Origin of the sequence: Micromonospora sp. MP36 (genome assembly GCF_008119785.1) — a bacterium.
Classification (GTDB): domain Bacteria; phylum Actinomycetota; class Actinomycetes; order Mycobacteriales; family Micromonosporaceae; genus Micromonospora.
Window position 1 is genome coordinate 232447 of record NZ_VSFA01000003.1, and the last position, 25617, is coordinate 258063.

The 25617-nt window shown below is 73.9% G+C and carries 25 protein-coding genes; 19 read left to right on the forward strand and 6 right to left on the reverse strand.

Annotated elements, in window-relative coordinates; translation table 11 throughout:
• Positions 1-459 carry a GNAT family N-acetyltransferase gene (locus FXF52_RS06115; protein ID WP_255471764.1) on the reverse strand — a complete coding sequence of 153 codons (459 nt, stop codon included), beginning with the start codon at positions 457-459 and terminating at the stop codon, positions 1-3.
• Between the two features lie 225 nt (positions 460-684).
• Here FXF52_RS06115 and FXF52_RS06120 point away from each other — a divergent pair, with 225 nt between their 5' ends.
• The 6 genes from FXF52_RS06120 to pip all read left to right on the forward strand — a co-directional run bounded on the left by FXF52_RS06120 (position 685) and on the right by pip (position 5876).
• Positions 685-1785: a hypothetical protein gene (locus FXF52_RS06120; protein ID WP_148794263.1), complete on the forward strand. Its 1101-nt coding sequence runs from the start codon at positions 685-687 to the stop codon at positions 1783-1785.
• 32 nt (positions 1786-1817) lie between these two features.
• Positions 1818-2138 carry a helix-turn-helix transcriptional regulator gene (locus tag FXF52_RS06125; protein ID WP_187413344.1) on the forward strand — a complete coding sequence of 107 codons (321 nt, stop codon included), beginning with the start codon at positions 1818-1820 and terminating at the stop codon, positions 2136-2138.
• Complete coding sequence (locus FXF52_RS06130) at positions 2135-2611, forward strand: SRPBCC family protein (RefSeq protein ID WP_148794264.1); 477 nt, start codon at positions 2135-2137, stop codon at positions 2609-2611. The genes FXF52_RS06125 and FXF52_RS06130 overlap by 4 nt, the downstream gene beginning before the upstream one ends.
• A 233-nt stretch (positions 2612-2844) precedes the next feature.
• Complete coding sequence (locus tag FXF52_RS06135) at positions 2845-4335, forward strand: DivIVA domain-containing protein (RefSeq protein ID WP_148794265.1); 1491 nt, start codon at positions 2845-2847, stop codon at positions 4333-4335.
• A gap of 151 nt (positions 4336-4486) precedes the next feature.
• Positions 4487-4861: an SH3 domain-containing protein gene (locus tag FXF52_RS06140; protein ID WP_148794266.1), complete on the forward strand. Its 375-nt coding sequence runs from the start codon at positions 4487-4489 to the stop codon at positions 4859-4861.
• Between the two features lie 49 nt (positions 4862-4910).
• Positions 4911-5876, forward strand: a complete 966-nt coding sequence (pip, locus tag FXF52_RS06145; RefSeq protein ID WP_148794267.1) for a prolyl aminopeptidase — start codon at positions 4911-4913, stop codon at positions 5874-5876.
• An 18-nt stretch (positions 5877-5894) separates the two neighbouring features.
• On the opposite strand, the gene FXF52_RS06150 is transcribed toward pip, so the two are convergent.
• The gene (locus tag FXF52_RS06150) at positions 5895-6668 is read right to left on the reverse strand and encodes a hypothetical protein (RefSeq protein WP_148794268.1); all 774 of its coding nucleotides are present in this window, start codon (positions 6666-6668) and stop codon (positions 5895-5897) included.
• A gap of 154 nt (positions 6669-6822) precedes the next feature.
• Here FXF52_RS06150 and FXF52_RS06155 point away from each other — a divergent pair, with 154 nt between their 5' ends.
• Positions 6823-7656, forward strand: a complete 834-nt coding sequence (locus FXF52_RS06155; RefSeq protein WP_148794375.1) for a metallophosphoesterase — start codon at positions 6823-6825, stop codon at positions 7654-7656.
• A complete protein-coding gene (locus tag FXF52_RS06160; RefSeq protein WP_148794269.1) occupies positions 7653-8312 on the forward strand; it encodes a 4'-phosphopantetheinyl transferase in 660 nt (219 codons plus the stop codon). Before FXF52_RS06155 ends, FXF52_RS06160 begins: the two co-directional genes overlap by 4 nt.
• Before the next feature lie 94 nt (positions 8313-8406).
• On the opposite strand, the gene FXF52_RS06165 is transcribed toward FXF52_RS06160, so the two are convergent.
• A complete protein-coding gene (locus FXF52_RS06165) occupies positions 8407-9150 on the reverse strand; it encodes a GntR family transcriptional regulator (protein WP_148794270.1) in 744 nt (247 codons plus the stop codon).
• Between the two features lie 276 nt (positions 9151-9426).
• Here FXF52_RS06165 and FXF52_RS06170 point away from each other — a divergent pair, with 276 nt between their 5' ends.
• The 8 genes from FXF52_RS06170 to FXF52_RS06205 all read left to right on the forward strand — a co-directional run bounded on the left by FXF52_RS06170 (position 9427) and on the right by FXF52_RS06205 (position 18974).
• Positions 9427-10527 carry an ABC transporter substrate-binding protein gene (locus FXF52_RS06170; RefSeq protein WP_148794271.1) on the forward strand — a complete coding sequence of 367 codons (1101 nt, stop codon included), beginning with the start codon at positions 9427-9429 and terminating at the stop codon, positions 10525-10527.
• A gap of 25 nt (positions 10528-10552) precedes the next feature.
• The gene (locus FXF52_RS06175; RefSeq protein ID WP_148794272.1) at positions 10553-12088 is read left to right on the forward strand and encodes a sugar ABC transporter ATP-binding protein; all 1536 of its coding nucleotides are present in this window, start codon (positions 10553-10555) and stop codon (positions 12086-12088) included.
• Positions 12085-13044 carry an ABC transporter permease gene (locus tag FXF52_RS06180; protein ID WP_148794273.1) on the forward strand — a complete coding sequence of 320 codons (960 nt, stop codon included), beginning with the start codon at positions 12085-12087 and terminating at the stop codon, positions 13042-13044. The genes FXF52_RS06175 and FXF52_RS06180 overlap by 4 nt, the downstream gene beginning before the upstream one ends.
• The gene (locus FXF52_RS06185) at positions 13041-14060 is read left to right on the forward strand and encodes an ABC transporter permease (protein WP_148794274.1); all 1020 of its coding nucleotides are present in this window, start codon (positions 13041-13043) and stop codon (positions 14058-14060) included. Before FXF52_RS06180 ends, FXF52_RS06185 begins: the two co-directional genes overlap by 4 nt.
• Positions 14053-14937, forward strand: a complete 885-nt coding sequence (gene lsrF, locus FXF52_RS06190; protein ID WP_148794275.1) for a 3-hydroxy-5-phosphonooxypentane-2,4-dione thiolase — start codon at positions 14053-14055, stop codon at positions 14935-14937. Before FXF52_RS06185 ends, lsrF begins: the two co-directional genes overlap by 8 nt.
• A gap of 57 nt (positions 14938-14994) precedes the next feature.
• On the forward strand, positions 14995-16656 hold the full coding sequence (locus FXF52_RS06195; RefSeq protein WP_148794276.1) for a glycerol-3-phosphate dehydrogenase/oxidase: 1662 nt from the start codon (positions 14995-14997) through the stop codon (positions 16654-16656).
• Positions 16653-18182, forward strand: a complete 1530-nt coding sequence (locus FXF52_RS06200) for an FGGY-family carbohydrate kinase (RefSeq protein WP_148794277.1) — start codon at positions 16653-16655, stop codon at positions 18180-18182. The genes FXF52_RS06195 and FXF52_RS06200 overlap by 4 nt, the downstream gene beginning before the upstream one ends.
• 105 nt (positions 18183-18287) lie before the next feature.
• The gene (locus FXF52_RS06205) at positions 18288-18974 is read left to right on the forward strand and encodes a hypothetical protein (RefSeq protein WP_148794278.1); all 687 of its coding nucleotides are present in this window, start codon (positions 18288-18290) and stop codon (positions 18972-18974) included.
• Positions 18975-19104: 130 nt separating this feature from the next.
• On the opposite strand, the gene FXF52_RS06210 is transcribed toward FXF52_RS06205, so the two are convergent.
• Positions 19105-19725, reverse strand: a complete 621-nt coding sequence (locus FXF52_RS06210; RefSeq protein WP_187413346.1) for a PadR family transcriptional regulator — start codon at positions 19723-19725, stop codon at positions 19105-19107.
• Between the two features lie 99 nt (positions 19726-19824).
• On the opposite strand from FXF52_RS06210, the gene FXF52_RS06215 reads away from it, so the two are divergent.
• Positions 19825-22650, forward strand: coding sequence for an FtsX-like permease family protein (locus FXF52_RS06215; RefSeq protein WP_148794280.1), 2826 nt, complete (start codon positions 19825-19827; stop codon positions 22648-22650).
• Positions 22651-22652: 2 nt separating this feature from the next.
• Complete coding sequence (locus FXF52_RS06220; protein ID WP_148794281.1) at positions 22653-23399, forward strand: ABC transporter ATP-binding protein; 747 nt, start codon at positions 22653-22655, stop codon at positions 23397-23399.
• 25 nt (positions 23400-23424) lie between these two features.
• Here FXF52_RS06220 and FXF52_RS06225 read toward each other — a convergent pair whose 3' ends face one another.
• Positions 23425-23859, reverse strand: a complete 435-nt coding sequence (locus tag FXF52_RS06225; protein ID WP_255471765.1) for a ChaB family protein — start codon at positions 23857-23859, stop codon at positions 23425-23427.
• Positions 23860-23923: 64 nt separating this feature from the next.
• Positions 23924-24361, reverse strand: coding sequence for a phage holin family protein (locus tag FXF52_RS06230; RefSeq protein WP_148794282.1), 438 nt, complete (start codon positions 24359-24361; stop codon positions 23924-23926).
• A 213-nt stretch (positions 24362-24574) separates the two neighbouring features.
• Between FXF52_RS06230 and FXF52_RS06235 the strand changes: the two genes are divergently transcribed.
• A complete protein-coding gene (locus tag FXF52_RS06235) occupies positions 24575-25546 on the forward strand; it encodes a hypothetical protein (RefSeq protein ID WP_148794284.1) in 972 nt (323 codons plus the stop codon).
• Positions 25547-25617 lie beyond the last annotated feature (71 nt).

The following is a 25617-nucleotide window of genomic DNA, read 5'->3' on the forward strand; positions in this document are numbered from 1 at the left end:
TCAGCGCCCGCCGAGGTCGACGATGAAGGTCGGGTACTCGGGCTGCGGGCAGGGCTCGCCGCGGTGGCCGAGCCGCTCGTAGAAGGGCGCCGCCCGCTCCCGGTGCGCCTGCCACTCCAGGTAGCGAACCCGCCCGGCCGCCCACCGCGTCACCGCCGCGAGCAGCGCCCGCCCCACCCCGTGCCGGCGCACGTCCGGGCGTACGTAGAGGTCGTGCAGGCGGGCGGTCCGGTGCGCGTCGCCGGAGCGCAGGTGCGGCCCGTGGTCCTGGGCGGCGGCGTACCCGGTCAGCCCGGCGGCGTCCACCGCGCCGAGCAGCGCCCAGCGCGGGTCGGCGAGCAGGCGCAGGAAGCGCTCCCGGTGGGTCTCGGCGGGCTCGTCGCCGACGCCCATGTCGCGCAGCATCGGCCACAGCTGCGGCCAGTCGGCAGCGGTCAGCTCGCGTACGTCGGTCGTCACGCCAGCCAGGATGCGGGCCGCGGGCGGCTCCGGCCAGCCGGTTTCCGGATCGGCCCGTCGGGCCGGCGGCGCGAAACGCGGGCAGAACTCGGGTCTTTCGCCATCTGCCGCCGCCGGTGGCGATGCCGTCGCGCCGACGCAATCTGGTATTTACGCAGGTCAGGGCCGTCCTGGGTGCCCAGCGACGGGCGACCCGGGGCCCTGGAGCACACCCCGGAGGCATCCATGGCCGCTCCCGTCATCCGTTCCGTGACCGCCAACCCCGCCGTCCTGCTCCCCGGGAAGTCCGCCACCGTGGTGGTGGACGCCTACCATCCCGACTCCCGAGTGCTGGCCTTCTCCGGCCGGGTCGGTGACCCCACCGGCGGCGTCTTCGACAGCTCCGTCCGCATCGAGCTGGCGGTGCCGCTGACCATTCAGCTGACCACCGCCGCGCCCGGGGTGACCGTCACGCCGAACGCCACCGACCCCAGCCGGTTCACGGTGACTGTGCTGTCCGGCCGGGGCGCGGTCACCCTGACCGCCACGGTCCGGGACCCGGCCGGCCGGACCGCGACCGCCGCCACCACGGTGACCGTGCCGCTGCTGGTGGGGATGAGCACCGAGAAGGGTGCGCCGACCCAACAGATCGTGGCCAACTACCCCAACCTGCGCTACATGCGCGACTACGGCGTGGACACCGACGGGGACAAGCTGCCGGAACTGCCCCCGCTGAACGCCGGCAAGTTCGTCGACGCGCCCTCGGCGATCATGCACGTGTCCTGGAAGGACAGCGTCGAGCAGCTCAGCACCTGGCTGAACGGGTTGGCCCGGCCGGTCTACCTGACCTGGTACCACGAGCCGATGGGCGACGTGACCCCGGCGACGTACCGGACCACGGGGACCCGGCTGTCGCAGATCGTCGCCGCCCATCCGAACCGGAAGTGGGTGCTCGGGCACGGACCGATCGTCACTCGCTACTGGCTGGACGAGGGCGGCGGCAACCCGACCGACTGGGGTTATCCGGGGATGACCCACTACGGGGTGGACTGCTACTCGCGGGACACCGCGACGTACTGGCCGGCGTCGCGGATCTTCGGCACGGCGTTCGGCAAGGTGCGGGCGGCCTACCCGGGGGTCCGGCTGCTGGTGCCGGAGTACGGGCTGGTCCGGACCACCGCCGACAAGACGGGGACGGGCCGGGCGCAGGCGATGAAGGACCACGTCACCTGGCTCCGCCAGCAGGCATACGTGGACGCGGTCGCGTACTGGAACAACTGGGCCGAGTTCCAGTTGGCCTACCCGTCGCCGGAGGCGACGGCGTGGCGGGACCTCCAGAACGGTTGACAGGCGACTTGGAAAGTCTAGACTTACCGTTCGTGGCCACTTACCAAGGACGGATGCTCGACGCGTTGGGCGACCCGACCCGACGCGCGGTCTTCGAGCTTCTCGCCGCCGGGCCACGCTCCGTCGCCGAGATCGCGGCCGACCTCCCGGTCAGCCGGCCGGCGGTGTCCCAGCACCTCAAGGTGCTCAAGGACGCCGCCCTGGTCTCCTCGACGGCCGTCGGCACCCGTCGCGTCTACGCGCTGGACCCGCGGGCCCTCGCGGCCGTGCGCGACTACTTCGACACGTTCTGGCAGCAGTCCCTGGCGGCGTTCAAGGACGCCGTCGAGAACCCGCCCGAGGAGAAGCCATGACCAGCGCAGAGACCGACCCGGGCACCGCCGTACGCACCAGCGTGGTGGTCGGTGCCAGCCCCGAGCACGCCTTCGACGTCTTCACCGCCGGCCTGGACCGCTGGTGGATCCGCTCGCACCACCTGCTCCCCGACGACCTGAAGCGGGTCACCGTCGAGCCACGGGCCGGCGGGGCCATCCGGGAGGAGAGCGTGACCGGCCAGACCTGCACCTGGGGTCGGGTGCTCACCTGGGACCCGCCGGGCACCTTCGTCTTCGCCTGGTTGATCGGCTCGGACTGGCAGGTGCCCGACCCCGACGCGGCCGGCAGCCGGGTCACCGTCACCTTCACCCCCGTCGCGGACGGCACCCGGGTCGACCTGGTGCACGACCGGCTGGACGCACACGGCGCCGGCTGGGAGAAGGTCCGCGACGGGGTGGGCAGCGACGGCGGCTGGCCGGGCCTGCTGCGCGAATACGCCAAAACCGTCTGACCTCGTGCCCCGGCCCGGTCAGCACGCCGGGCCGGGGCCCGCAGAGCCGCACCGTCGGCCGTGGTGATCGCGCCCGACCGGCTCCTGCGGCCCGGCCCTCGCCCACCGCGCGGCCGAGGGCCGGGGTGGGGCGGGGCCCGCCCGCCGACGGCGGTACCGTTGCGCCTCATCATGCCCTTGCGGGGCGGTCGTCCGCCGGCCCGATGCCGGCGAACCTGACGGAGGATGGCGCAATGTCCAACGGCGAGGATCCGTTCGCATCCCACGACGACGTGTCCGCACGGCCGAGGTTCGACCCGGCGCTGCGCGGCTACGACAAACGCCAGGTGGACCGGTACGTCGAGCAGGTGGACGCCGAACTGTCCGCATTGACGGCCGCTCGGGACCGGGCGTACGCGCAGGTGCGGGAGCTGACCACGCAGGTGCAGCGGACCCAGGCCGAGGCGGCGGAACTGCGGCAGCGACCGGCCGAGGTGGACCGCGCGTCCTTCCGGGACCTCGGTCCGATGGTCGAGCAGATCCTCGACCTGGCCGAGCGGCAGGCCGCGCAGATCACCGAGACCGCGACCAAGCACGCCACCGACCTGCAGACCCAGGCGGAGAAGGCGCTGGCCCTGGCGCAGGAGGAGGCCGTCCGCCAGCTGCGGGAGCTGGAGGACGAGCTGTCGGCGCGCCGCGCCGAGCAGGAGAAGGCGCACGAGGAGCGGCGCGCCGCCGCACAGGCGGAGCTCACCGCGATCCGGGAGACGGCCGAGAAGCTGCGCGTCGAGGGCCAGGCCGCTCACGACCGGGCGCAGCAGGAGGCGAAGCGGATCGCCGAGCAGAGCGCGCAGCAGGTCGACCAGGCCCGCTCCGCGTCCGAGGCGCTGGTGAAGGCGGCCCGTACCCAGATCCAGCAGGAGGTCCAGGCCAACCGGAGCAAGGCCCAGCAGGAGCTGGCCCAGTGGCAGACCACCATGGCCCGCGAGCTGGACGAGCGGCGGGCCGCCGCCGAGCAGGAGCTGGCCGACCGGGCCAGCGCCGCGGAACGGGACATCGCCGCGCTGGTCGCCGAGGCCCAGCAGTACGCCACGGAGGTCCGCGAGCGGGCCGACGAGGAGACGGCGGCGTACCAGGAGCAGCTCTCCACGGTGCAGCAGGAGATCCAGCAGCGGCAGGAGGCCCTCGCGCAGCTCCAGGCCGAGCTGGGGACCGTCGGCCAGCAGCTGGAGCGGAGCCGCCAGGAGATCGCCACGGTCGAGCAGGAGGGCGCCGCGCTGGAGGAGCGCCTGGTCGAGGTGCGCCGGGACCTGGCCGCCGAGACCAAGCGGCTCGACGAGGCCCGACGGGCGGCGGACCTCGCCGAGCAGCACGCGAAGGAGACCCGCGCGCGGGTGCAGCGCGAGGCGAAGCGGGTGGCCGATCTGGCCGCCGCGGCGGTCATGGCGGCGGCCGCGGGGGGCACGGCAACGGCCGAGTATCCGCAGGTCTCCCCCCGCCCCGTCAGCGCCGGCACCGGCCCCGACGCGGCCGACCGGCCGGCGCCGGCGCCGGCGCGTACCGAGGGTCCGGAACGGCCCGCCGCGGAGGCGTTCGCCGAGCGGGCGTCGTTGGACGGACAGCCGTTCGACGCGTTCGCCGTGCGGACGCCGGCGCAACGCACCGCCCCGGAGGCGGAGGCCGCGGAGCGGACCGCCGAGCACCCGGCGACGGACCCGGACGCCGGGATCCCGGCCAACGCCTGAGCACCGGCCACTCCTGGCCGGCGTCCCGCCGTGGCGCCGGCCAGGAGCCGGCCGCGGAAACTGCGGCCGGGGACCCCTTGATCCGCATCTTGAAGCATGCAAATATTCTGATCACTTTGCGTGCCCCTCCGACTTCGAAGGGTTGATCAACGTGCGGAAGGTTACCTCCCTCGCGGCGGCCGTCACGCTGACGGCCGCCTGCACCGGTGTCGCCGTCGTCAGCGCGGCCGCACCGGCCAGCGCGTCCTGCAGCCACTACCGCGCCAACGTGGACGTCGCGGGCGGCCAGCTCTTCAACGCCAGCAACGTCAACATCCGCTCCGGCCCGCACACCAGCTGCGCCTCGCTGGGGTACGGGCAGTACACCCACAACGTCGACTTCTGGTGCTTCACCAACGGCGACAAGGTCACCGCGAACGGGCACACCACCTACACGTGGACCTACCTGAAGGACAGCACGACCGGCGTGTCCGGCTGGGTGGCGGACGCCCTCCTGGACAACCTCGGCAGCAACTACGCCTGCTGACCGCCGCCCGCCCCCACCGGCCCGCCGCGGGCGGGCAGGATGGGTCGGCATGAGCACCCCGGAGCCCCGCCTCTACCCCCCGATCGAGCCGTACGCCACCCACCGGATCGCCGTCGGCGACGGCCACGAGCTGTACGTGGAGGAGGCGGGCCGGCCGGACGGCGTACCCGTGGTGTTCCTGCACGGCGGGCCCGGCGGCGGCCTCGTCCCGGCGGCCCGGCGGTTCTTCGACCCGGACCGCTACCGGGCCGTGCTGTTCGACCAGCGGGGCGCGGGCCGGAGCACCCCGCTGGGCGAGCTGAGCGCCAACACCACCTGGCACCTGGTCGCCGACCTGGAGGTGATCCGCGAGCGGCTCGGCATCGACTCCTGGCTGGTGTTCGGCGGCTCGTGGGGCGTCACCCTCGGCCTCGCGTACGCGCAGACCCACCCGGACCGGGTCACCGGCCTGATCCTGCGCGGCGTCCTGCTGCTGCGCCGCAGCGAGCGGGACTGGTTCTACCAGGGCGGGCTGCGCCACCTCCAGCCGGACGAGTGGGACCGGTTCATCGCCCCGATCCCCGAAGCGGAGCGGGACGACCTGCTGGCCGCGTACCACCGGCGGTTGCACGGGCCCGACGACGCCGAGGCCCGGGCGTGCGCGGCGGCATGGGGGCGGTGGGAGGCGGTGAACTCCTCGCTGCGCCCCGACCCCGGCCTGCTTGCGCACTTCACCGCCGACGAGCACGCGCTGCCGATCGCGCGGATCCTCTCCCACTACGCGCTGCACGGCGGATTCTTCACCAGCCAGACGCAACTGCTCGACGGGGTAGACCGGATCCGCCACCTCCCCGCCGTCATCATCAACGGCCGCTACGACCTCTGCTGCCCGCCGGTGTCGGCGTACGACCTGGCGCGGCGCTGGCCGGAGGCCGAACTGCGGATCGTGCCCGACGCCGGCCATTCCGCGGCGGAACCGGCGATCGCCCGGGAACTGCTCCGCGCCACCGACCACTTCGCCGACCTGCTCGCCTGAGCCGCGCCCGGAAGACCGTCAACCTTCCGGCTCGGCGGCCAGCAGCGCCCGGATGGCGGTGGCGATCACCGGGTCGACCGGGAAGCGCGCCGCCAGCCAGCCCAGCGTCACCCGGGCCGCGTCCCGGTTGCCCCGGTAGCCGGGCACCATCTCGGCCAGCGGCAGCACCTCCGGCGGGTACGCCCGCTCCACCCGGCGGCTCGGGTCGAACGGGTCCCGCCGGTGCGCCGCCGCCGGGGCAGTGAGCCGCAGCAGGGCGAGCACCCGGTCCACCGCGTACGACTGGATGAACCGCGCCGCGGTGAGCCGTTCCCCGCGCAGCTCGCGGTGCAGTCCGACGTAGAGGTTGGTGAGCGCCTCGTTGAGGTGGAACTCCACGGTGTCGTACGGCGTGGCGGGGCGCGCCGGTGGTCCACACTCGGCCAGCCCGGCGGGCGCGTCGGGTCGCTGCCACACCATCCGGGCGCCGGTGAACGGCAGGCGCCGCAACTCGTCCACGGTGAAGACCGCGTACTCGACGAAGATGCCGTCCGCGTACAGCGCCTTGCGGCCGTTGCGCTCGTTGGCGAAGCTGTACGCCACCGGGCAGGGCGCGGCCAGCCAGTCGACCGACTCGACGTAGCGGGGCACTGCGGCGTCGTCCGCGACGACGAGGAAGAAGTCCAGGTCGGAGTGGGCGTCCAGGCAGTCGTGCTCGGCGCCAGCCGAGCCGAGGCCGAGCAGCGCCACGGTGTCCGGCCGGGTAGCGAGGTGGGCGGCGAGGTCGTCGAGTCGACGCAGCATCGGGTGCATGCCGTCGTCCCTTCCGTGAAGAGTCGACGTTTCAGCCCGTGCGGCCCTGCTCGCCGCCGGAGTCGCGACACCGATGCGGCTCATCATCGTTCCCCGGCCGATCCGGCACAAGCGCGGCTATCCAGTCACGATCGGCGGTGGCAAGATCGATCGGGTGACGGGTGCGCTGTTCGCGGTCAGTGACCTCCATGTGTCGTACGCCGAGAACCGCCGGATCGTGGACGGCCTGCGACCGGAGTCGGCGGACGACTGGCTGATCGTGGCCGGCGACGTCGCCGAGCTGTTCGGGCACGTGGAGCGGACGTTGCGCCAGCTGCGCGACCGGTTCGCCCGGGTGATCTGGGCGCCGGGCAACCACGAGCTCTGGACGCACCCGTCCGACCCGGTGCAGCTGCGCGGCCGGGACCGCTATGACGCGCTGGTCCGGATGTGCCGCGACCTGGGCGTGCTGACCCCCGAGGACGACTATCCGGTGTGGCGCGGCGAGGGCGGGCCGGTCACCGTCGCGCCGCTGTTCCTGTTGTACGACTACTCGTTCCGGGCGCCCGGCACGACGTCAAAGGAGGAGTCGCTGCGGCGGGCGTACGACGCCGGGGTGGTCTGCACCGACGAGATGCTGCTGCACCCCGACCCGTACCCGGACCGCGAGTCCTGGTGCTGGGCCCGGCTCGCCGAGACCGAGCGGCGGCTGGCCGCGGTCGACCCGGCGTTGCCGACGGTGCTGGTCAGCCACTGGCCGCTGGTCCGCGAACCCACCGAGGTCCTGTGGTATCCGGAGTTCGCGCAGTGGTGCGGCACCGACCGGACCGCCGATTGGCACGTCCGCCACCGGGCCGCCGTGGCGGTCTACGGGCACCTGCACATCCCGCGCACCACCCACTACGACGGGGTGCGCTTCGAGGAGGTGTCGCTGGGCTACCCGCGCGAGTGGTCCCGGCGCGCTGGTGAGCCGCGGCCGATGCGGCGGATCCTGGGCGGTGCGGCGTGATCGAGGCGCTGCTGCCGCCGGTGGCCGTACCCGTCGAGGCGTTCTCCGACCTCGCCGACGAGGCCCCATTCCCGGGCGAGGAGGACCTTGTCGCGAGGGCGGTGGAGACCCGCCGTCGGGAATTCGTCACCGCTCGCCGGTGCGCCCGCGAGGCCCTCGCCCGCCTCGGGCACGCTCCGGCCCCGATCCGCTCCGGCCCGCGGCGGGAACCGGTGTGGCCGGCGGGCGTGGTCGGCAGCATCACCCACTGCGCCGGCTACCGGGCCGCGGCGGTCGGCCGGGACACCGAGCTGGCCAGCCTCGGCATCGACGCGGAACCGCACGCTCCCCTGCCGGACGGCGTGGCCGCGGTGGTGACCGTCGCGAGTGAGCCGGAACTGCTGCGCCGCCTCGGCGACGCCGACCCGGGCGTGCACTGGGACCGGTTGCTGTTCAGCGCCAAGGAGTCGGTCTACAAGGCGTGGTACCCGTTGACCGGGCGCTGGCTCGGCTTCGAGGACGCCGAACTGTCCGTCGAACCTGCCACCGGCACCTTCACCGCGCGGCTGCTGGTCGACGGCACGCGTACCGACGGTGGGCGACCGCTGACCGAATTGCGCGGACGGTATCTGGTCGCCCGCGGCCTGGTCGTCACCGCCGTCGCGGTGGCCCGCTGACCCTGATACCCGGTTCGCCGATGTGGCGGTGTCGGTCCGCCGCCAACACCACCACATCGCCGACCCGGCGGAGAGCTCCGAGCACGCCGGAGGCTCAGCGGATGCCCACGAAGAAGCGGGTCTGGTCGCTGCGGTGCAGCGCGTAGTAGGCCTCGAACCGGGTGCCGTCCCGCAGCCAGGCCACGGACTCGATGCCGAGCAGGGGCGTCGAGGTGGTGACTTCGAGCAGCGAGGCATCCTCGGGCTCGGGGAAGACGGCTTCGATCCAGCGGTCGGCACCGACGGGCTCCAACCCGTACCGGCGGCGCAGCACGTCGTACAGCGACTGGTTCTCCAGCACGGCGCGCTCCAGGCCGGGCACCAGCCGGGCCGGCAGCGCGGTGTCGACGAGCAGCCAGGGCTGGCCGTCGACGCGCCGGAGTCGGCGCATCCGCACGACCGGCTCGCCCGCCGGGATCTGCAGGAGGTCGGCCTCGCGCTGGTCGGCCGCGCCGAGGCTCTGGCCGATGGTGTGGGTGGTGACCCGGCGGCCCGACTCCCGCAGGTCGTCGGCGGAGCCGGACACGGAGCCGACGAAGCGCAGCTCGGTCTTGCGGGGGGCGACGAAGGCGCCCCGCCCCTTGACCTTGTAGATCATCCGTTGCTGGACGAGTTCGCGCAGCGCCTCCCGGACGACCGTGCGGGAGACGCCGTAAAGGTCGGTCAGTTCGGCCTCGGACGGCAACGGCTGGTCCGGCGCGATCTCGCCGGCCTCGATCTGGCCGCGCAGCTCCCGCATCAGCTGCATCCAGAGCGGCTCGCTCCCGTCCCGGGTGAGCCGCCGGTAGGTCATCGTCATGGACTTCCTTCCCCATCGACCGGATACAGCATGCCACGACCATCCGGCCCTGTCATGACAGGCTTCGGGCCGAGTTGCCACGCCGAGCGCCGGATCGATACGGGAACGTAACCGCCATCACTGTGACTTGGAACACGTTTGTCATCAAGCTCTAGCGCGCCTGTCACTACAGGTCTGTAATGACTGCACCTCACCGCAGCCCCCCGCCGCGGTCGGCTGACTGAGCACGTCCACTCCCGCCCCGGCGGGTTTTCGCTCTCTCTGGAGGCCCCCACCATGCGTACCCATCCCCCGTCCCGGCGACGGCGCACCGCCGTCGCGGCCGCGCTCGTCGCGGCCGTCGCGGTCACCGCGACCGGCTGCGGCTCCGGCGCGAGCGGCGGCAACGCCAAGAGCGGCGACAAGCCGTTCATCGCGCTGAGCAACGGATTCATCGGCAACGGCTGGCGGCAGACGATGATCGCCAAGTTCGAGGCCGCCGCCACCAAGGCCCAGAACGACGGGCTGATCAGCAAGTTCAAGGTCGTCAACGCCCCCGGCGAGAACTCCGCCACCGAGCAGGTCGCGCAGATCAAGAGCCTGCTGCTGCAGAAGCCGGACGCGCTGCTGATCGACCCGGCGTCGCCGACCGCGCTCAAGCCCGTCATCCAGCAGGCCTGCGACGCCGGCATCAAGGTCGTCGTCTTCGACTCGGCGATCGACGCCCCCTGCGCCCACGTGCTGCTCAACAGCTTCAAGGACTGGGCGACGGCCGCGGCCGAGCCGCTGGTCAAGGGCATCGGCGGCAAGGGCACGGTCATCGTCAGCCGAGGCGTGGTCGGCTCCCAGCCCGAGGCGGAGATGTACCAGACCACGCAGGACATCCTGGCCAAGAACCCGGACGTCAAGGTCGCCGCGACCGTCAACGGGATGTGCGACGGCGCCAAGGCGCAGAAGGCCGTGCTCGGGGTGCTGTCGAGCGTGCCGAAAGTCGACGGGGTCATCGGCTGCGGTGACGGTTACGGCGTCGCCCAGGCCTTCCCCACCGCCGGCAAGCCGGTCCCGGCCGTCACCTTCGAGACCAACGGCCGCGCGCTGAAGTACTGGCAGGACAGCAAGCTCGACAACGGCTCGGTCGCGGTCATGTCCGACCCGGGCCAGTCGGTCGCCGCGCTGTGGGAGGCGATCGACCTGCTCGACGGCAAGGACGTCCCGAAGGAAATGACCTTCCCGATCGTGCTGGTGGAGCAGAAGGACGTCGCCGCGTGGGCCGGCGTGCTGAAGCCCGACGAGTACGCCGCCTGGCCGTGGACGCAGGAGCTGTTCCGTCAGCAGGTCGAGGCCGTGAAGAGCGGCGCGGCCCCGGTGCAGCCGCCGATCCCGACGGCCGCCGGCTGACCCGACCGCGACCAAGGAGCGCATCATGCACGTCGACAACCTGCCGGTGGGGTCGCACGCGGCCCCGCCGCAGGGCGACCGGACGCCGTCCCCGGCACCCCCGGTCGTCACCGCACGGCGGGTGACCAGGACGTACGGGCGCACCCGGGCCCTCACCGGCGTGGACCTCGACGTCCGCGCCGGTGAGGTGCTCGGCCTCGTCGGCCACAACGGCGCCGGCAAGAGCACGCTGATGCGCGTCCTCGCCGGCCTCGAAGCCTGCGACGAGGGCACGGTCACCGTGGGCGGGCAGGAGGCGTCGCGGGACGTGGCGCCGGGCACCGGCCCGTTTCGCGCCGTGCGGATGGCCTACCAGGAGACGTCGCTCTGCCCGGACCTCACCGTCGCCGAGAACATCTGGGTCTCCTCCCGGCACTGCCTGCCCCGCCTGGGCTGGCGGCGGGCGGCCAGCAGGGCCGTCGCCCGCCGGCTCGACGAGATGTTCCCGAGCCACCGGGTGGCGCCGCGGGACCGGATCGAGGACCTCTCGCTCGCCCAGCGGCAGATGGTGGAGATCGTCCGGGCGAGCCTGGTCGACCGGCTCGAGCTGCTGATCCTGGACGAGCCGACCGAGTCGCTCGGCCCGGACGCCGCGCGGTCGCTCTACGCGTACGTCCGCCGGCTCACCGCCCAGGGCACGGCCGTCCTGCTCATCTCGCACCGGATCCGGGAGGTGCTCTCGGTCGCCGACCGGGTCGCGGTGATGCGCGACGGCGCGGTCGTCGCCGAGCGCCCGGCGGCCGGCCTCGGCGAGCAGGACGTGCTCGCCCTGATGGGCGCCGAGGTGGTGGAACCCACCGCCACACCCGCGCCCGCCCGGGCCGCCGGCGAGCGGCCGGTCGTCGCCACCCTGCGCGGCGCCACCGGCCACGGCCTGCACGACGTGTCGATCACGGTGGGCCGGGGCGAGGTCGTCGGCCTGGCCGGGCTCGCCGGCCAGGGCCAGCAGCAGGTGCTGGAACGGCTGTGGCGCCCCGTGCGGCGGGACACCACGGTCGCGGGCACCCGCGCGTACGTGCCCGGTGACCGGCAGCGCTCCGGCGTCCTGCCGCTGTGGTCCGTGGCGGAGAACCTCATCGTCACCGCGATGCGCGGCCTGGCCCGGTACGGCGTACGCCGCACCGGCGCCGAGGACGTCGCGGTCCGCGACTGGGTGGACCGGCTGGCCATCCGCGGCGGCGCCGACGCGGGCATGACCGAGCTCAGCGGCGGCAACCAGCAGAAGGTCATCGTGGCCCGGGCGTTCGCCTCCACGGCTGACCTGGTCCTGCTCGACGACCCGTTCCGCGGGGTCGACGTGCACACCAAGACCGACCTCTACACGCTCATCCGGCAGGAGGCGGCCGGTGGCCGCAGCGTGGTCTGGTACTCGAGCGAGAACGCCGAGATGGCGCACTGCGACCGGGTGTACGTGCTGCGCGCCGGCCGGGTCGTCGCCGAGCTGACCGGCGCGGAGATCTCCGAGGAACGGATCATCGCCGTCTCCTTCGCCGAATCCGAGTCCACAGGAGCACAGCGATGACGAACCTCGTCGCGAGCGCACTGCCCTCGCGGGCCGGGTGGCGCCGCACCGGACCGGCCATGGTCAGCGCGGTCGCCATGGTGGCCATGATCGCGGTCTGCTCGTCGCTGCAGTCCGAGGTGCTGACCGTCCCTGGTCTCGCGCTGGTCCTCTCGACCACCGTTCCCCTGGTCATCGCGGCCCAGGCCCAGATGGTGCTGATGGCGGTCGGTGACATCGACCTCGGCATCGGCAACTTCGTCGGCCTGGTCACCGTCATCACCGCCACGAAGCTGGTCTCCTCCCCCGGCACCGGCGCGCTGCTGCTGCTCGGCCTCGTCGCCGCGTACGCGGTGCTCGGCGCGCTGATCCACCTGCGCCGGGTGCCGTCGCTGATCGCCACCCTCGGCGCCTCGTTCGTCTGGCTGGGGCTGGGGCTGTTCCTCCTGCCCACCCCGGGCGGGAGCACCCCGGAGTGGTTGGCCAGCTTCGGCTCCTGGCAGCCGGCCGGGTTCCCCGCCCCGCTGCTGCCGATCCTCGCCGTCGCCGCGCTGGTCTGGCTGCTGTCCGCCCGCAGCTCCGTCGGGGTGCGGGTCCGCGCGCTGGGCAGCAACCCGGTCGCGCTGCAACGGGCCGGCCTGCGACCGCTGGCCGCGCGGGTCGTCGCGTACGCCGTGGCCGGGGGGCTCGGCGTGCTCTCCGGGCTGGTGCTCGCCTCGCAGACCGGCGGTGGGGACGTCTCGTCCGCCAGCAGCTACACGCTGATCACGGTCGCCGCGGTGATCCTCGGCGGCGGCTCCTTCGCCGGCGGCACCGCCGTGCCATGGGGCGTCGCCATCGGCGGCATCACCCTCGGCCTGGTCAGTGTCGTCCTCAGCCTGCTCGACGTGCCGTCGAACATGCAGTCGGCCGTGCAGGGCGTGATCGTGCTGGCCGTGCTCGCCGGCCGCGTCGTGGTCGGAAAGGTGCTCCGATGACCCTCCGTACGCTCGCCCGCCCCTGGATCTGGGGCTTCGCCGCCGCCGCGCTGGTCTGGGTCCTGATCCTGGCCATCTCCAACCAGGGCGGCGGGCAGACCGTCTCGCTCGCCCTGTCCCTGGCCCCGTACCTGGTCATCGTCGGCCTCGGCCAGATGCTGGTGATCACCGCCGGGCCGGGCAACATCGACGTGTCGGTGGCGCCGATCATCTCGCTCGCCGGGTTCGTCGCGGTCCAGGTGACCGCGACGACCGGATCGGTGCCGGTCGGCATCCTGGCCGGCATCGGGACCGGGCTGGCGGTCGCGGTGGTCAGCGTGGTGGCGATCCTCGGACTGTCCGTCCCGCCGATCATCGCCACCCTGGCCGCCGGGCTGATCGCCTCGTCGCTGACCCTGTCGCTGGCCGACGGCTTCACCGCGGTGCCCGACGACGGGCTGCGCCGGCTGCTCAACCTGCGCCCGGCCGGCGTACCCGTGCTGGCCGTCGCGGTGGCCGCGCTGACCGCGCTGGTGGTGGCGCTGCTCCGGCGCACCACGTACGGGCGCTCGCTGCTCGCGGTCGGCCAGAGCCGGCCGGCCGCGGAACGCGCTGGCGTCCCGGTCGCCCGGGTCATCGCCATCACCTACCTGGCCAGCGGCGCGCTCGCCGGGCTGGCCGGCGCGCTGCTCGCCGCCTACATCGCGCCCTCGCCCGACCTGGGCACGCGCTACCTGCTCGACTCGGTGGCCGTCGTGGTCATCGGCGGCACGCTCATCTCGGGCGGCCGGGCGGTGCCGGTCGGCATCTGGGGCAGCGCGCTCTTCTTCATCCTGCTCGACGGTCTGGTCAACCTCGTGGGCTGGAACACGGCCGCGCAGAACCTGCTCAAGGGCGGCCTGGTGCTCTTCGTCCTCTTCCTCGCCGGGGGCGGAACGCTCCGCAACCCCGGCGCGACCACCCGATCCCGTCGACGGCTGCGACCCGCGGCCGCGACCACCGCTGGAACTAGCACAGGAGAGAACAGCAATGGCTGACACCGACGGTCTGCTCGACGCCCGCGACTTCGGCGGGACCGCCCCCACGGCCACCGGCTTCCACGTCAAGGGAGCCCACGCGCAGGACTGGGGCCTGCAGAACCGGCTGTCCCGGATCTTCCGACCCGACAACGGCCGTACCGTGATGCTGGCCTTCGACCACGGCTACTTCCTCGGGCCGATGGCCGGCCTGGAGCGGATCGACACCAACATCGCCCCGCTCGTGCCGGACGCCGACGCGATCATGATGACCCGCGGCGCGCTGCGTACCAGCATCCCGTCGCACAGCAGCGCCGGCATCGTGCTGCGGGCCAGCGGCGGCCCGAGCGTGCTGAAGGACCTCTCGGACGAGCACATCGCCCTGGACATCGAGGACGCGGTGCGGCTCAACGCGGCGGCGCTGGCGATCCAGGTGTTCATCGGCGGGGAGCACGAGTCCCGGTCCGTGGCGAACCTGGCCGCGCTGGTGGACGCCGGGCAGCGGCACGGGATCGCGGTGCTGGGCGTCACCGCCGTGGGCAAGGACATGGTCCGCGACGCCCGCTACTTCCGGCTCGCCACCCGGATCAGCGCGGAGATGGGCGCCCACATCGTCAAGACGTACTACGTCAACGAGGGCTTCGAGTCGGTGACCGCCAGCTGCCCGGTGCCGATCATCGTGGCCGGCGGCAAGAAGCTGCCCGAGCTCGACGCGCTGACCATGGCGTACCGGTCGATGCAGGAGGGCGCCGCGGGCGTCGACATGGGCCGCAACATCTTCCAGAGCGAGCACCCGGCCGCCATGCTGGCCGCGATCCGCGCCGTGGTGCACGACGACGCCAAGCCCGAGGACGCCTACGAGCTGTTCCGGGAGCGGTCGGCCGGTTCCGCGTCCTGATCATCGCCAGGGGTGCGGGTCCCCGGGGCCCGCACCCCGCATCTCCGGGAGCTCCTCATGTCACACCCCCAGACCGACGCCGGTGACATCGTCGATCTCGTGATCATCGGCGCCGGCGTCAACGGCCTCGCCATCGCCCGAGACGCCGCCAGCCGGGGCCTGAGCGTCGTCGTGGTCGACCGCGGGGACATCGGCGCCGGCACCACGGCCACCTCCAGCCGGCTCATCCACGGCGGCCTCAAGTACCTCGAACGCTACGACTTCACCCTGGTGCACGAGTCCATCCGCGAACGTCACCTGCTGTTCCGCACCGCGCCGCACCTGGTGCACGACTACCCCATGCTCATCCCGTTCTACGCCGGGGACAGCCGACCGGGACCGCTGATCCGCCTCGGCCTGGCCGCGTTCGACGTGCTGGCCGTGGGTCGGGGGCGCGGGCGCAGCCGGGGCCTGTCCGCCCGGGCGATCAGCCGGCGCTGGCCCCACCTGTCCCGCACCGGTCTGCGCGGCGGCGTGCTGTTCAACGACGCCCAGGTGCCGTGGGCCGAGCGCCTCTGCGTCGAGCTGCTGCTGGACGCCGAGCGGCTGGGCGCGCGGGTGCTGACCTACACCACGGTGACCGGGCTGATCGTCGAGGACCGGCGGGTGCACGGGGTGCGTATCCGGGACGACCGGTCCGGGCATGAGGGGGAGATCCGCGGCCGGCTCACCATCAACGCGGCGGGGCCGTGGATCGACCGGATCCTCGACGGCCAGGTCGAGAGCCGGCGCCTCAACGGCGGCACCAAGGGCAGCCACATCATCATCGACCCGTTCCCGGGCGCCCCGGACACCTGCATCTTCTTCGAGGCCGCGGCGGACCAGCGACCGATCTTCATCTTCCCGTGGGAGGGCCGGTACGTCCTCGGCAGCACCGACCTCACGTACGACGGGGACCTGGACGAGGTGGTCGCCAGCGACGCCGAGATCGACTACCTGCTCACCGAGGCCAACCGGCTGTTCCCCCAGGCCGGCCTCACCCCGGACGACGTGCTCTACAGCGTCGCCGGGATCCGGCCGCTGCCCTACACGGCCGGCGTGTCGGACAACGCCAAGATCAGCCGCGGGCACACCGTGCTCAACCACGCGCCCGCGTACCAGGGGCTGCTGACGATCATCGGCGGCAAGCTGACCACCCACCGCGCCCTCGCCGAGGACGCCACCGACGAGGCGATGAAGGTGCTCGGCCGGCCTCGGCAGCGGTGCACCACCCGGACCCGGCCGCTGCCCGGTGCCGACACCCCCGACTGGTACGCCTTCCGTGCGGACTTCCCGCGGTCGGCCACCCCGTTCACCCCGGCCCAGTCGGCCCGGCTGCTGGACATCTACGGAGTCCGGGCCCGTCGGGTGCTCGAACTCGCCGTCGCCGACCCGGCCCTGGCCGAGGTCGTGGACGAGCGGACCGGGGCGGTGGCCGCCGAGGTGGTCATGGCCTTCCGCGAGGAACGGGCGGTGACCTTGGCCGACGTGCTGCTGCGCCGTACGCTGGTCGGCCTCGGCCCCGACATGGCGGTGTCGACGGCCCTGACCTGCGCGGACGTCGCCGTACGGCACCTCGGCTGGGACCGCGAGCGGGCCGACGCGGAGGTGGCCGCCTACCGGGCGGAGCTGCGGCGCTTCCGCCCCCGCGGATTGGACCTCGCCCCGGCGACCGGAACGAGCGACAGGAGGACGTCGTGACGATTCCGCACACCTGCTACCTCGGGGTCGACGTCGGTCTCACCGCCACCAAGGTGGCCGCCTTCGACGTCGTCGGGAACGAGCTGGCCGTCGTACACGCCCGCACCCCGCGCACCAGCGTGACCGCCCACCGCCACGAGGTCGACATGACCGCGCTGGCGGACACGGTGCTGGCGCTGCTCGCCGAGGTCGGCGGCAAGCTGGCCGCCGACGGGTACGCCCCGGCGGGCATCGGCGTGGCCGCGCACGGCAACGGCATCTACCCGGTCGACGGGTCCCTGCGCCCGATCGGGCCGGCCATCGCCTCGTCGGACAGCCGGGCACAGCACATCGTCCAGGCGATCCCGGCGGAGGGGGCCCGCCGGCTGGCCCGGGAGACCGGCTCGATCCCGTGGGCCGCCCAGCCCGCCGTCCTGCTGCGCTGGCTGCGGGACGCCGAGCCGGCCAGCTACACGGCCACCCGGTGGGTGCTGTCCTGCAAAGACTGGGTCACCGCGCAGCTCACCGGAGTGGCCAGCGCGGACTACAGCGACGCCAGCGCGTTCGGCATGGTCGCGCTCGACACCCGCGCCTACACGCCGACCGCGCTCGAACTGGTCGGCCTGCCCGCCACCGACCTCGACCGGTTCCCGCCGCTGCGCCGGTCCGACGAGGTGGTCGCGGGACTGAGCGCGGCGACCGCCGCCCGCACCGGGCTGCCCGAGGGCCTACCGGTGATCGCCGGGTGCATGGACTGCGTGGCGGCCACCCTCGGCGCGGGGGGCCGGGAACTCGGCGACGGGACGATCATCGTCGGCACCTGGGCGATCAACGGGGTGGTCGTGCCCGCGGGCACGCCCGCCCCGGAGGTGACGCTCAGCGCGTTCATGCCGGACCCGGCCACGATGCTGGCCATGGAGGTGGCCCCGACGTCGGCGGCGAACCTCGAGTGGCTGGCCTGCGCCGGGGTCCCGCACCAGCAGACCGGCGGCGTCGCCGCGGCGGAGCTGCTGCAGGAGGCGGCCGCGGTGCCGCCGGGCGCGGACGGCCTGCTGTTCCTGCCGTTCGTCAACGGCTCGCCCGAGCATCCGTCGGCGTCCGGCACCTGCCTCGGCATCTCCAGCAACCACCGCCGTGGGCACCTAACCCGCGCGGTGATCGAGGGGGTCGCGCAGTACCACCGGGTGCAGCTCGACCGGGTGCTGGCCAGCGGCGCGGACGTCGGTGACCGGCCGTGGCGGCTGGCCGGTGGCGGCGCGCGCTCCACGGTGTGGGCGCAGATCTTCGCGGACGTGCTCGGCCGTCCGGTCCGGCGGCAGCTCACCAGCGAACTCGGCGCCCGTGGCGTCGCCTCGCTGCTGCCGGGCGCCCTCGGCCACGACGTGCCGCCGTGGACGGTCAACGACGAGGACGACCTGTGCGTGCACCCGGGGCCCGACCGGGCCGCCTACCTGGAGCACGCCCGGGTGTTCGACCGCTGCCTGGCCGGCATGTCGTCGGTGTGGTCCGAGGTCGAGCGCTACCGCACCGCCAGCGAGAACTCCTGACCCACCGGCAGCCCGTCCCCGGCGGCGACGCGTCGCGGGGACGGGCTGCCGCTGTGCCGTCGTGTCCTGCCCGCGATCGGCGGCCGCAGCGGATACGGTCCCGAAATGACCGCTGAAACCGCCCTCCGGCACCCCGGCAGCGCCACGCTCGACTACTACCTGCTGCAGGCCGAGGCGGATGAGGTCGAGGCGACGGGGCTGCTAGTCGAGGAGTTCGTCCTGGCCGACGACCTCTCCGCGGCACGGCTGCGCAGCGCCGGCTGGACACCGGCCGACGGCGGCTGGTGGAGTTCGGCCGCGTACGCCCGGGCGGTCCGCACCGATCCGCGGCTGCGCGCCCGGCTGGCGGCGGTCGACCGGGCCACCGCCGAGGCGACCTACCGCCGGCTCGGCGGCGGCAACCTGCCCGACGAGGACGAGCTGCGCGACCGGTTCCGTGACGACGTTCCGCTGGCCACCGGCGCGCCGCTGCGACTGAGCGCCGGCCCGGACGTGCACCGGATCCTCTTCGCCGGCGAGCTGGACGACCGCCGGCTGGCCCGGCTGGGCGCGCTGCTCCGGCTGGACGACCCGGACGGGGCGCGACCCGGCGTGGTCGGCACCGGGCGGCTCCGGGTCAACGACACGAACGTCCGCTGGGACCTGCGGCGCGTCGGCGGCGGCATCGCCTGGTGTCTCGACGTGACCGCCGAGCCGGCCGGCGGCGACGGGCTGCCCTGGGTGCTCCGCCAACTCATCGGGGTGGCACGCGGCCACGGCCTGATCCCCGCCACCATCGAACGCCTCGCCTGACGGTCGGCCGTTCCTATCGGGTGGACTCCAGCTCGTCGAAGGCCATGTGCCGGCAGATGTCCACCTCTCGACACCATTGTGGGCGGACGGCACGCAACGGTGGTCCGTGGTGATCCGCTGACGGTCGAGCTCAGCCGGCGGCGCGGGACTCGCCGGCGCCGTGCGCCCGCGTCCCGGTCCCGGCCGCGGGCGTCGGGACGGGTTCGGCGGCCAGCGTGGCGAGCAGTGCCCCGCCGTCGCCGAGCAGGGCCGACTCGGCGTCGTCGACGAAGGCGAGGTCGGCCTCGACGTGCCGGGTGGCGGCCGAGAGGAGCAGCCGGACCACCGGGTCGTCGGTCTTGCGGCGCAGCCCGTCCAGGTTGCGCAGCTCCCGCATGAGGTGGCCGCGCTGGTTGCCGAGCACGGTCCGGACGGTCCCCGCGTCACCCGAGCGGGCCGCGGCGGTGACCTTGAGGAAGAAGTCGTCGCGGAACCCGCCGCTGCGGGGGCTGGGCTCGGTGAGCCACCGGTCCAGTTCGGTGCGGCCGGCCGGGGTGATCTCGTAGACGACCCGGTCGGGTTTGACCGGCTGGGGCTGCCGCTCGGCGACCACGAGGCCGTCGCGGGAGAGCCGGTCGAGGATCTGGTAGAGGTGGCCGATGTTGAGTGGCCCCCACTGTGGGCCGACCGCCGCCTCGAAGGCGCCCTTCAGCTCGTAGCCGTAGCTGGGGCCTCGGGCGAGCAGGGCCAGGACGGCGTGCTGGATCGCCACCGTTGCCTCCAATCCGGTCCGGACGTGTCCGGCCCGTCGGGTCTTGCATTGTCACAATGTATCGCGCAGAGTGTGGAGCAGCACACGGGGAGGCGCGACATGCTCAACTTCGTCTGGAGACAGCTGCGCGACCGTGCGGGACGGTCGGTGGCGCTGCTGGTCGGCGTGCTGGTGGCCACCACCGGCTTCGTCGTCCTGACCGGCGCCACCACCACCTCCCGGCTGAACGTCACCGGCACGGTGGAGCGGAGCACCCGGGCCGCGTACGACATCCTGGTCCGTCCGAAGGGGACCCGCACGCCCCTGGAGGCCGAACGCGGGCTGGTCCGCCCCAACTACCTCTCCGGGCTCTACGGCGGCATCACCACCGCCCAGTACGACCAGGTCAAGGCGGTCGCCGGGGTCGACGTGGCGGCACCCATCGCCATGCTCGGATACTCCACCACTGCCGTGCCGACCCCGATCGACCTGACCGACGCGGTGGACCGGTCGCTCGCGCGCCAGGTGATCCGGGTCGACCCGACCTTCGTCGCCGAACGTGGCCTCTCCGCCGCGCCGGGCAAGCCCCGCTACGTGTACGTCACGAAGAACCCGCTCATCTACCCCCGCCTCACCGTGGAATTCGACAGCCGGTCGGCACCGTACTCGGACGGTCGGTCCTATCCCTACGACGAGGCGTGCGGACCCGTTCCGCGGGAGGTGCTGCCGGACGGGCGGTCACTGCCAGTGTGCGACCCGAGATGGGCGCTGATCGGGGAACCAGGGACCTACTCGGAACGCGCGGACTGGTGGGTCGACGTCGTCCGGCTGCTGCCCGACGGCCGGTTCGAGGCTTCCCGCGGCGTCCTCACGACCGACGGCGACGGCACCACGACTACCTCGGACCGGCTCGTCATGGCGTACGACCTGACCGTGCCGTTCCTGCTGGCCGCTGTGGACCCCGCCGCCGAGCAACGCCTCGTCGGCCTCTCCGACGCGGTGACCGCGGGCCGCGCCATCCGCACCGACGACACGATCACCGAGACCAGAGCTGGCGCCGGAGTCAACCGGGAACTGCCGGTCCTGCTCACCGCCAGGCCCTTCATCGACGAGGCCCTGACCGCCCGCCTCACCCGGCTGCCGGGCGTCAGTCCCGCTGGCGTGCCGGCGCTGGACCTGGAGAAGACGCTGGCCGGCAGTGCTGGCATTCCCACCGGCGACGGCCGATCCACCGTGGCGGACGGGCACCGTGCCACGCTCGCCGCGGGGCTCAGCAGGACCGGATGCTGCGTCGGCCAACTGCAGAACCTGCTGCAGTCCGGTGAGGTGCGGTACGAACGGTCGCCCGATGGCACCCTGCGCGCCGCCGCGCAACCGCCCGTCGCGCCGGACCTGTACGGGGCACGGTTCACGGGCAACCCGCTGGCCCGCCCCTGGTTGGCCGACGACCGCGGCTCGCGCGCCGGACGACCACTGGCGCTGCCGAAGGATCCGAACGCGTTCCGGCTCTGGCGGGCGGTGGGGGCGTTCGATCCGGAGAAGCTGACCGGGTTCAGCGATCTGGGCAAGGTGCCCCTGGAGACGTACGAGCCGCCGGTGGCCGAGGGCGCCGACGCGCGCAGCCGTACGACGCTCGGCGGGCAGCCGCTGGAGCCGAGCGGCAACCCGGCCGGCTACCTCTCGGCCCCGCCCCTGCTGCTCACCAACTTGGCCAGCGTGCCGGAGCTGCTCAAGGGCGGCACCAGCCCGCAGCTCCAGGCACCGATCAGCGCCATCCGGGTCCGGGTCGCCGACGTGCACGGCTACAGCGAACGCTCGGCCGAGCGGGTCCGCCTGATCGCCGAGCGCATCGCCCAGGCCACCGGGTTGGACGTCGACATCACCCTCGGTTCGTCGCCCGCCCCGCAGGCCGTCGAGCTGCCCGCCGGCGCGTTCGGCCGGCCGGAGCTGCGGCTGACCGAGAACTGGTCCGCGCTCGGGGTGGCCTCCGTCATCGTCAAGGCCGTCGACCGCAAGAGCGCCGCGCTCTTCCTGCTGGTGCTGGTGGTCTGCGTGCTCTTCCTCGGCAACGCGGTCTCCGCCGCGGTCCGGGACCGCCGACCCGAGCTGGCGGTGCTCGCCTGCCTCGGCTGGCCGGCCCGCCGGATCGGGGCGCTGATCCTCGGTGAGGTCACCGCGCTGGGGCTGGCCGCCGGGCTGCTCGCGGTCGGCCTGGCGTTCCCGCTCGGTGCCGCGCTGGACATCGTCGTCGACTGGCGGCGGGCGCTGCTCGCCGTACCGGTAGCCCTGCTGCTGGCGCTGGTCGCGGGCCTGGCGCCGGCGCTGCGGGCCGCACGCGCCCACCCGGCCGCCGCGCTGCGCCCGCCGGTGGCCACCGCCCGCTGGGTACGCCGCCCGCGCTCGCTGCCCGGCCTGGCCCTGGTGAACCTGGTGCGCACGCCCGGGCGCACCCTGCTCGGCGCGGGCGCGCTGGCCATCGGGGTGGCCGCGCTGACCGTGGTCGCCGCCGCCGCGTACGCCTTCCGCGGCGCCATCGTCGGCAGCCTGCTCGGCGACACCGTGTCGCTGAGCGTGCGTGGCGCGGACGCCATGGCGGCGGTCGCGACGGTGCTGCTCGGGGCGGCCGCGGTCGCCGACGTGCTCTACCTGAACATCCGCGACCGCGCCGCCGAACTGGCCACGCTGCGCGCCACCGGCTGGACCGACGCGGCGCTGCGCCGCCTGATCGGGTACGAGGGGCTGCTGCTCGGCGCGCTCGGCGCGCTCGCCGGCGCGGGCCTGGGCCTGGGCGGGGCGGCCTGGCTGGTCGGCGAGCTGCCCTCGTCGCTGGCGCTGGTGACGGCCGCCGTGGCGCTGGCCGGGATGCTGGTCACCTGCCTCGCCGCGCTCGTCCCGGCAGCGCTGCTGCACCGCCTCCCCACCGCACGACTACTCGCAGAGGAGTGACCATGGACGCGACCACCGGCAGCGCGGTCCGGACGTCCGGGCTGGTCCGGCAGTTCCGCACCGGCACCGAGCGGCTCACCGCGATCGACGACGTGTCGCTGGAGATCGCACCGGGCTCGGTCGTGGCGCTGACCGGGCCGAGCGGCTCCGGCAAGTCCACCCTGCTGCACATGATCGGCGCGATCGAGCAGGCCGACCAGGGCACCGTGACGGTGGACGACGTCGAGGTCACCGCGTTGCGCCGCGCCGCCCTGGCCCGCTACCGGCAGCGGGTCGGCTTCGTCTTCCAGCGCTACCACCTGCTGCCGGCGCTCACCGTGCTGGACAACGTGATCGCGCCGGTGCTTCCCCTGCGAGGGCGGGGCGATCACGCCGCGCGAGCCCGGGAACTCCTGGACGCGGTGGGACTGGCCGGCCGGGAGCGGGCCCTGCCCGCCCAACTCTCCGGCGGCCAGCAGCAGCGGGTGGCCATCGCCCGCGCGCTGATGGGCGCGCCCCGGCTGCTGCTGGCCGACGAGCCGACCGGAAACCTCGACTCGACGACCGGCGGCCAGATCCTCGACCTGCTGCTCGACCTGCGCGACCGGCACGGCATGACGATCCTGCTGGCCACCCACGAACGGGCCATCGCCGCCCGCTGCGACCGGCTGATCCGCCTCAACGACGGACGGGTCGTCGAGGACCTCGACCTCACCGAGGGCGAGGACCCGGCCGACACGTACGACCGCGCCACCCGGTTGCGGCTGTAGCCCGGCCGGCCTCCCGCCGCACGGCTCAGCGCTTGCGGGCCCGGGCGGTGGCGCGGGCGTTCGCCTTCTCGATCGCCCGGACCAGGTCGTCCTTGTTCAGGTTCTCCGGGTCCTCGATGCCGACCTTCCGGGCCACCTCGTCGAGGTGGCCCTTGCTGGCGTTGACGTCCACGCCCTGCGCGGTGGGTCGCCGCCGTTCGGCGGACACCGGCGTGCCCAGCGCCGCCTGCGGGTCCGACGGCCCCTTGTGTTCCTTCGGTTCCCAGTGGTCACCGACCTTTTCGTGGGTGTGCTTCAACGACGCGAACGCGGTCCGGTGCGCCCGCTCCCCGTCGCCGTAGGTCTCCTCGGCGGACTCCAGCGTCTTCTTGTACGTCCGCACCGCCTTGTCGTCGGAGCGGGCGACGGTCGACGGCACCTCGGGCCGCATCTGTTCCGCCTGCTCGTGCTTATCCCCCATGCCAGCTCCCTCCCCTGCGTCAGCCAATCGACGGCCGCTCCCGGCGTTCACGGCGTCGCACGTCTCACCGCTCCCAACCCTCCCGGACGGCGGCGGTCCCGGCGGGCATCACCCGACCGGCGGTGCTCGACACGGCATTCCCGACCTGATCGGCCAGCCGGGCGGAGCTGCCGCCGGCCGCCCGCAGCCGCTGCAGGCCGAGGCTGCCGAGGAACGCGGCCGCCGCGAGGTAGCCGGCCGTCAGTCCCGCCGCCGCCAACCTGCGCGGCAGCAGCGCCTCCAGCATGCGCAGCGTGGTGGTCGAGGCCGCCCCGATCCCCAGCACCACGCACCCACCGGCGGCGGCCAGCAGCAGGAAACCGACACCCGCCGGGCGCGCGGCGTCCGCCAGTTGTGCCCGGACCGCCCGCACCTCCTCGCGGACCACCTCGGTAACGTCCGCCGCCAGGCGTTCGGCCGGTGCGCCCCGTCCGCCCGCACGGCCTCCGCCGGTGTCACTCATCGGGCCTCCCTCGACTCGTCAAGACCCGCCTGCGTACCCGGAAACAGCCATGGCAATCAGCCATGCCGTGTGTCGGACGGTGTCCGGACGGTCACGCCAGGCACAATCGGGCCTTGGCGTGAGCAGAGCTGCTCCCTCCGGAGGTGCCCTTTGTCGCGGTGTCGAGGTCGACTGACCCGGTGGACGCTGCGCGGCATCCTCTTGCTCGGTGGCGTGCTGGCCGCGTGGGGCCTGGGCGACACGGTCGCGGACGATCCGGCTCAGGCTGCCGCGCCGGCTCGGCCGTGCCTCCTCGGCGACCTGCTCGACGACGCGGATCGCATCCTCAGCATCTTCCCGGTCGGCACGCCACCCGCGCCGCCCGACTCACGCCCAGAGGGTGAGGCGGCCCGCGTCGGCGGCGCGAGCGACCCGAGGGCCGCCCACCTGGCTAAGTGGCGCGGCCGGTCCGACGCGCCCGTCCCGAGCAGGCACCAGCGGCCGGCAGCCCGGCAGGCGCCGGTGCGTGACCGGCCGGCGGTGCCGCCGGTACGCCGCGCGCCCCAGGCCACGGTCCGTCCGGCCGTGGACCCGGTCGTCGCGGCGGCCGCGCCGGTGACGGGTCCGGTCGTGGACCTCGCCTCGCCCGTCGTCGCGGCGATCTCCGGGACCGGGCTGCTGGACCCGGTCCGCAGTGTCGTCGGGCCGGTGGCCGAGCCGATCGTGGACGTCCTGCCTCCCGCCCTGGACCCGATGCTCGACCTGACCCGGCCGATCATCGGCGCACCCGCCGCACCCACGCCGCCGCCCGGCGATCCGGTCGCGACCACGCCGCCGACCGCGTCCGCCGGCGCGCCGCCGGTCACCGCGCCCGCCACGATCGCCCGCCCGGAGGCGCCCGTGGTCGCCGGCTACCCGGTGCCCCCGTCGCCGGAACGGAGATCGCCGTCAGCGGGTCGCGGCGAGCCGGCAGGGAATGCGGCGGCGCAGGCGTGGTGGCCGGGCGAGCCGGGCCACGGCCCCGGCGTGGCGCCCGCCGGTCCGGCCCGCACCGCCGCCAGCGGCTCCGCCCCCGCAGGCCCCGGCGCCCCGGCTGACGCCTACCCGTCCGTCAGTGCCCCGGACCTGCACCCACTCGAACTGTGCGTCGGTGGGTGCGACGCGCTCGCGGAGCGCGCGCAGCAACCGGACCCCAGACCCGCCTGAACACCCGGGTCACCGCCGGCGGAGCGGGACCGGGCGTGAACTCGCTTGGGCGCGGGTACGCATCCGCTCGC

Bases quoted from the DNA above. Each gene is read 5' to 3' on its own strand.
- FXF52_RS06120 (WP_148794263.1), top strand. From the start codon at position 685: ATGGCCGCTCCCGTCATCCGTTCCGTGACCGCCAACCCCGCCGTCCTG.
- FXF52_RS06130 (WP_148794264.1), top strand. From the start codon at position 2,135: ATGACCAGCGCAGAGACCGACCCGGGCACCGCCGTACGCACCAGCGTG.
- FXF52_RS06135 (WP_148794265.1), top strand. From the start codon at position 2,845: ATGTCCAACGGCGAGGATCCGTTCGCATCCCACGACGACGTGTCCGCA.
- pip (WP_148794267.1), top strand. From the start codon at position 4,911: ATGAGCACCCCGGAGCCCCGCCTCTACCCCCCGATCGAGCCGTACGCC.
- FXF52_RS06150 (WP_148794268.1), bottom strand. From the start codon at position 6,668: ATGCACCCGATGCTGCGTCGACTCGACGACCTCGCCGCCCACCTCGCT.
- FXF52_RS06165 (WP_148794270.1), bottom strand. From the start codon at position 9,150: ATGACGATGACCTACCGGCGGCTCACCCGGGACGGGAGCGAGCCGCTC.
- FXF52_RS06170 (WP_148794271.1), top strand. From the start codon at position 9,427: ATGCGTACCCATCCCCCGTCCCGGCGACGGCGCACCGCCGTCGCGGCC.
- FXF52_RS06175 (WP_148794272.1), top strand. From the start codon at position 10,553: ATGCACGTCGACAACCTGCCGGTGGGGTCGCACGCGGCCCCGCCGCAG.
- FXF52_RS06180 (WP_148794273.1), top strand. From the start codon at position 12,085: ATGACGAACCTCGTCGCGAGCGCACTGCCCTCGCGGGCCGGGTGGCGC.
- FXF52_RS06185 (WP_148794274.1), top strand. From the start codon at position 13,041: ATGACCCTCCGTACGCTCGCCCGCCCCTGGATCTGGGGCTTCGCCGCC.
- lsrF (WP_148794275.1), top strand. From the start codon at position 14,053: ATGGCTGACACCGACGGTCTGCTCGACGCCCGCGACTTCGGCGGGACC.
- FXF52_RS06195 (WP_148794276.1), top strand. From the start codon at position 14,995: ATGTCACACCCCCAGACCGACGCCGGTGACATCGTCGATCTCGTGATC.
- FXF52_RS06205 (WP_148794278.1), top strand. From the start codon at position 18,288: ATGACCGCTGAAACCGCCCTCCGGCACCCCGGCAGCGCCACGCTCGAC.
- FXF52_RS06215 (WP_148794280.1), top strand. From the start codon at position 19,825: ATGCTCAACTTCGTCTGGAGACAGCTGCGCGACCGTGCGGGACGGTCG.
- FXF52_RS06220 (WP_148794281.1), top strand. From the start codon at position 22,653: ATGGACGCGACCACCGGCAGCGCGGTCCGGACGTCCGGGCTGGTCCGG.
- FXF52_RS06225 (WP_255471765.1), bottom strand. From the start codon at position 23,859: ATGGGGGATAAGCACGAGCAGGCGGAACAGATGCGGCCCGAGGTGCCG.
- FXF52_RS06230 (WP_148794282.1), bottom strand. From the start codon at position 24,361: ATGAGTGACACCGGCGGAGGCCGTGCGGGCGGACGGGGCGCACCGGCC.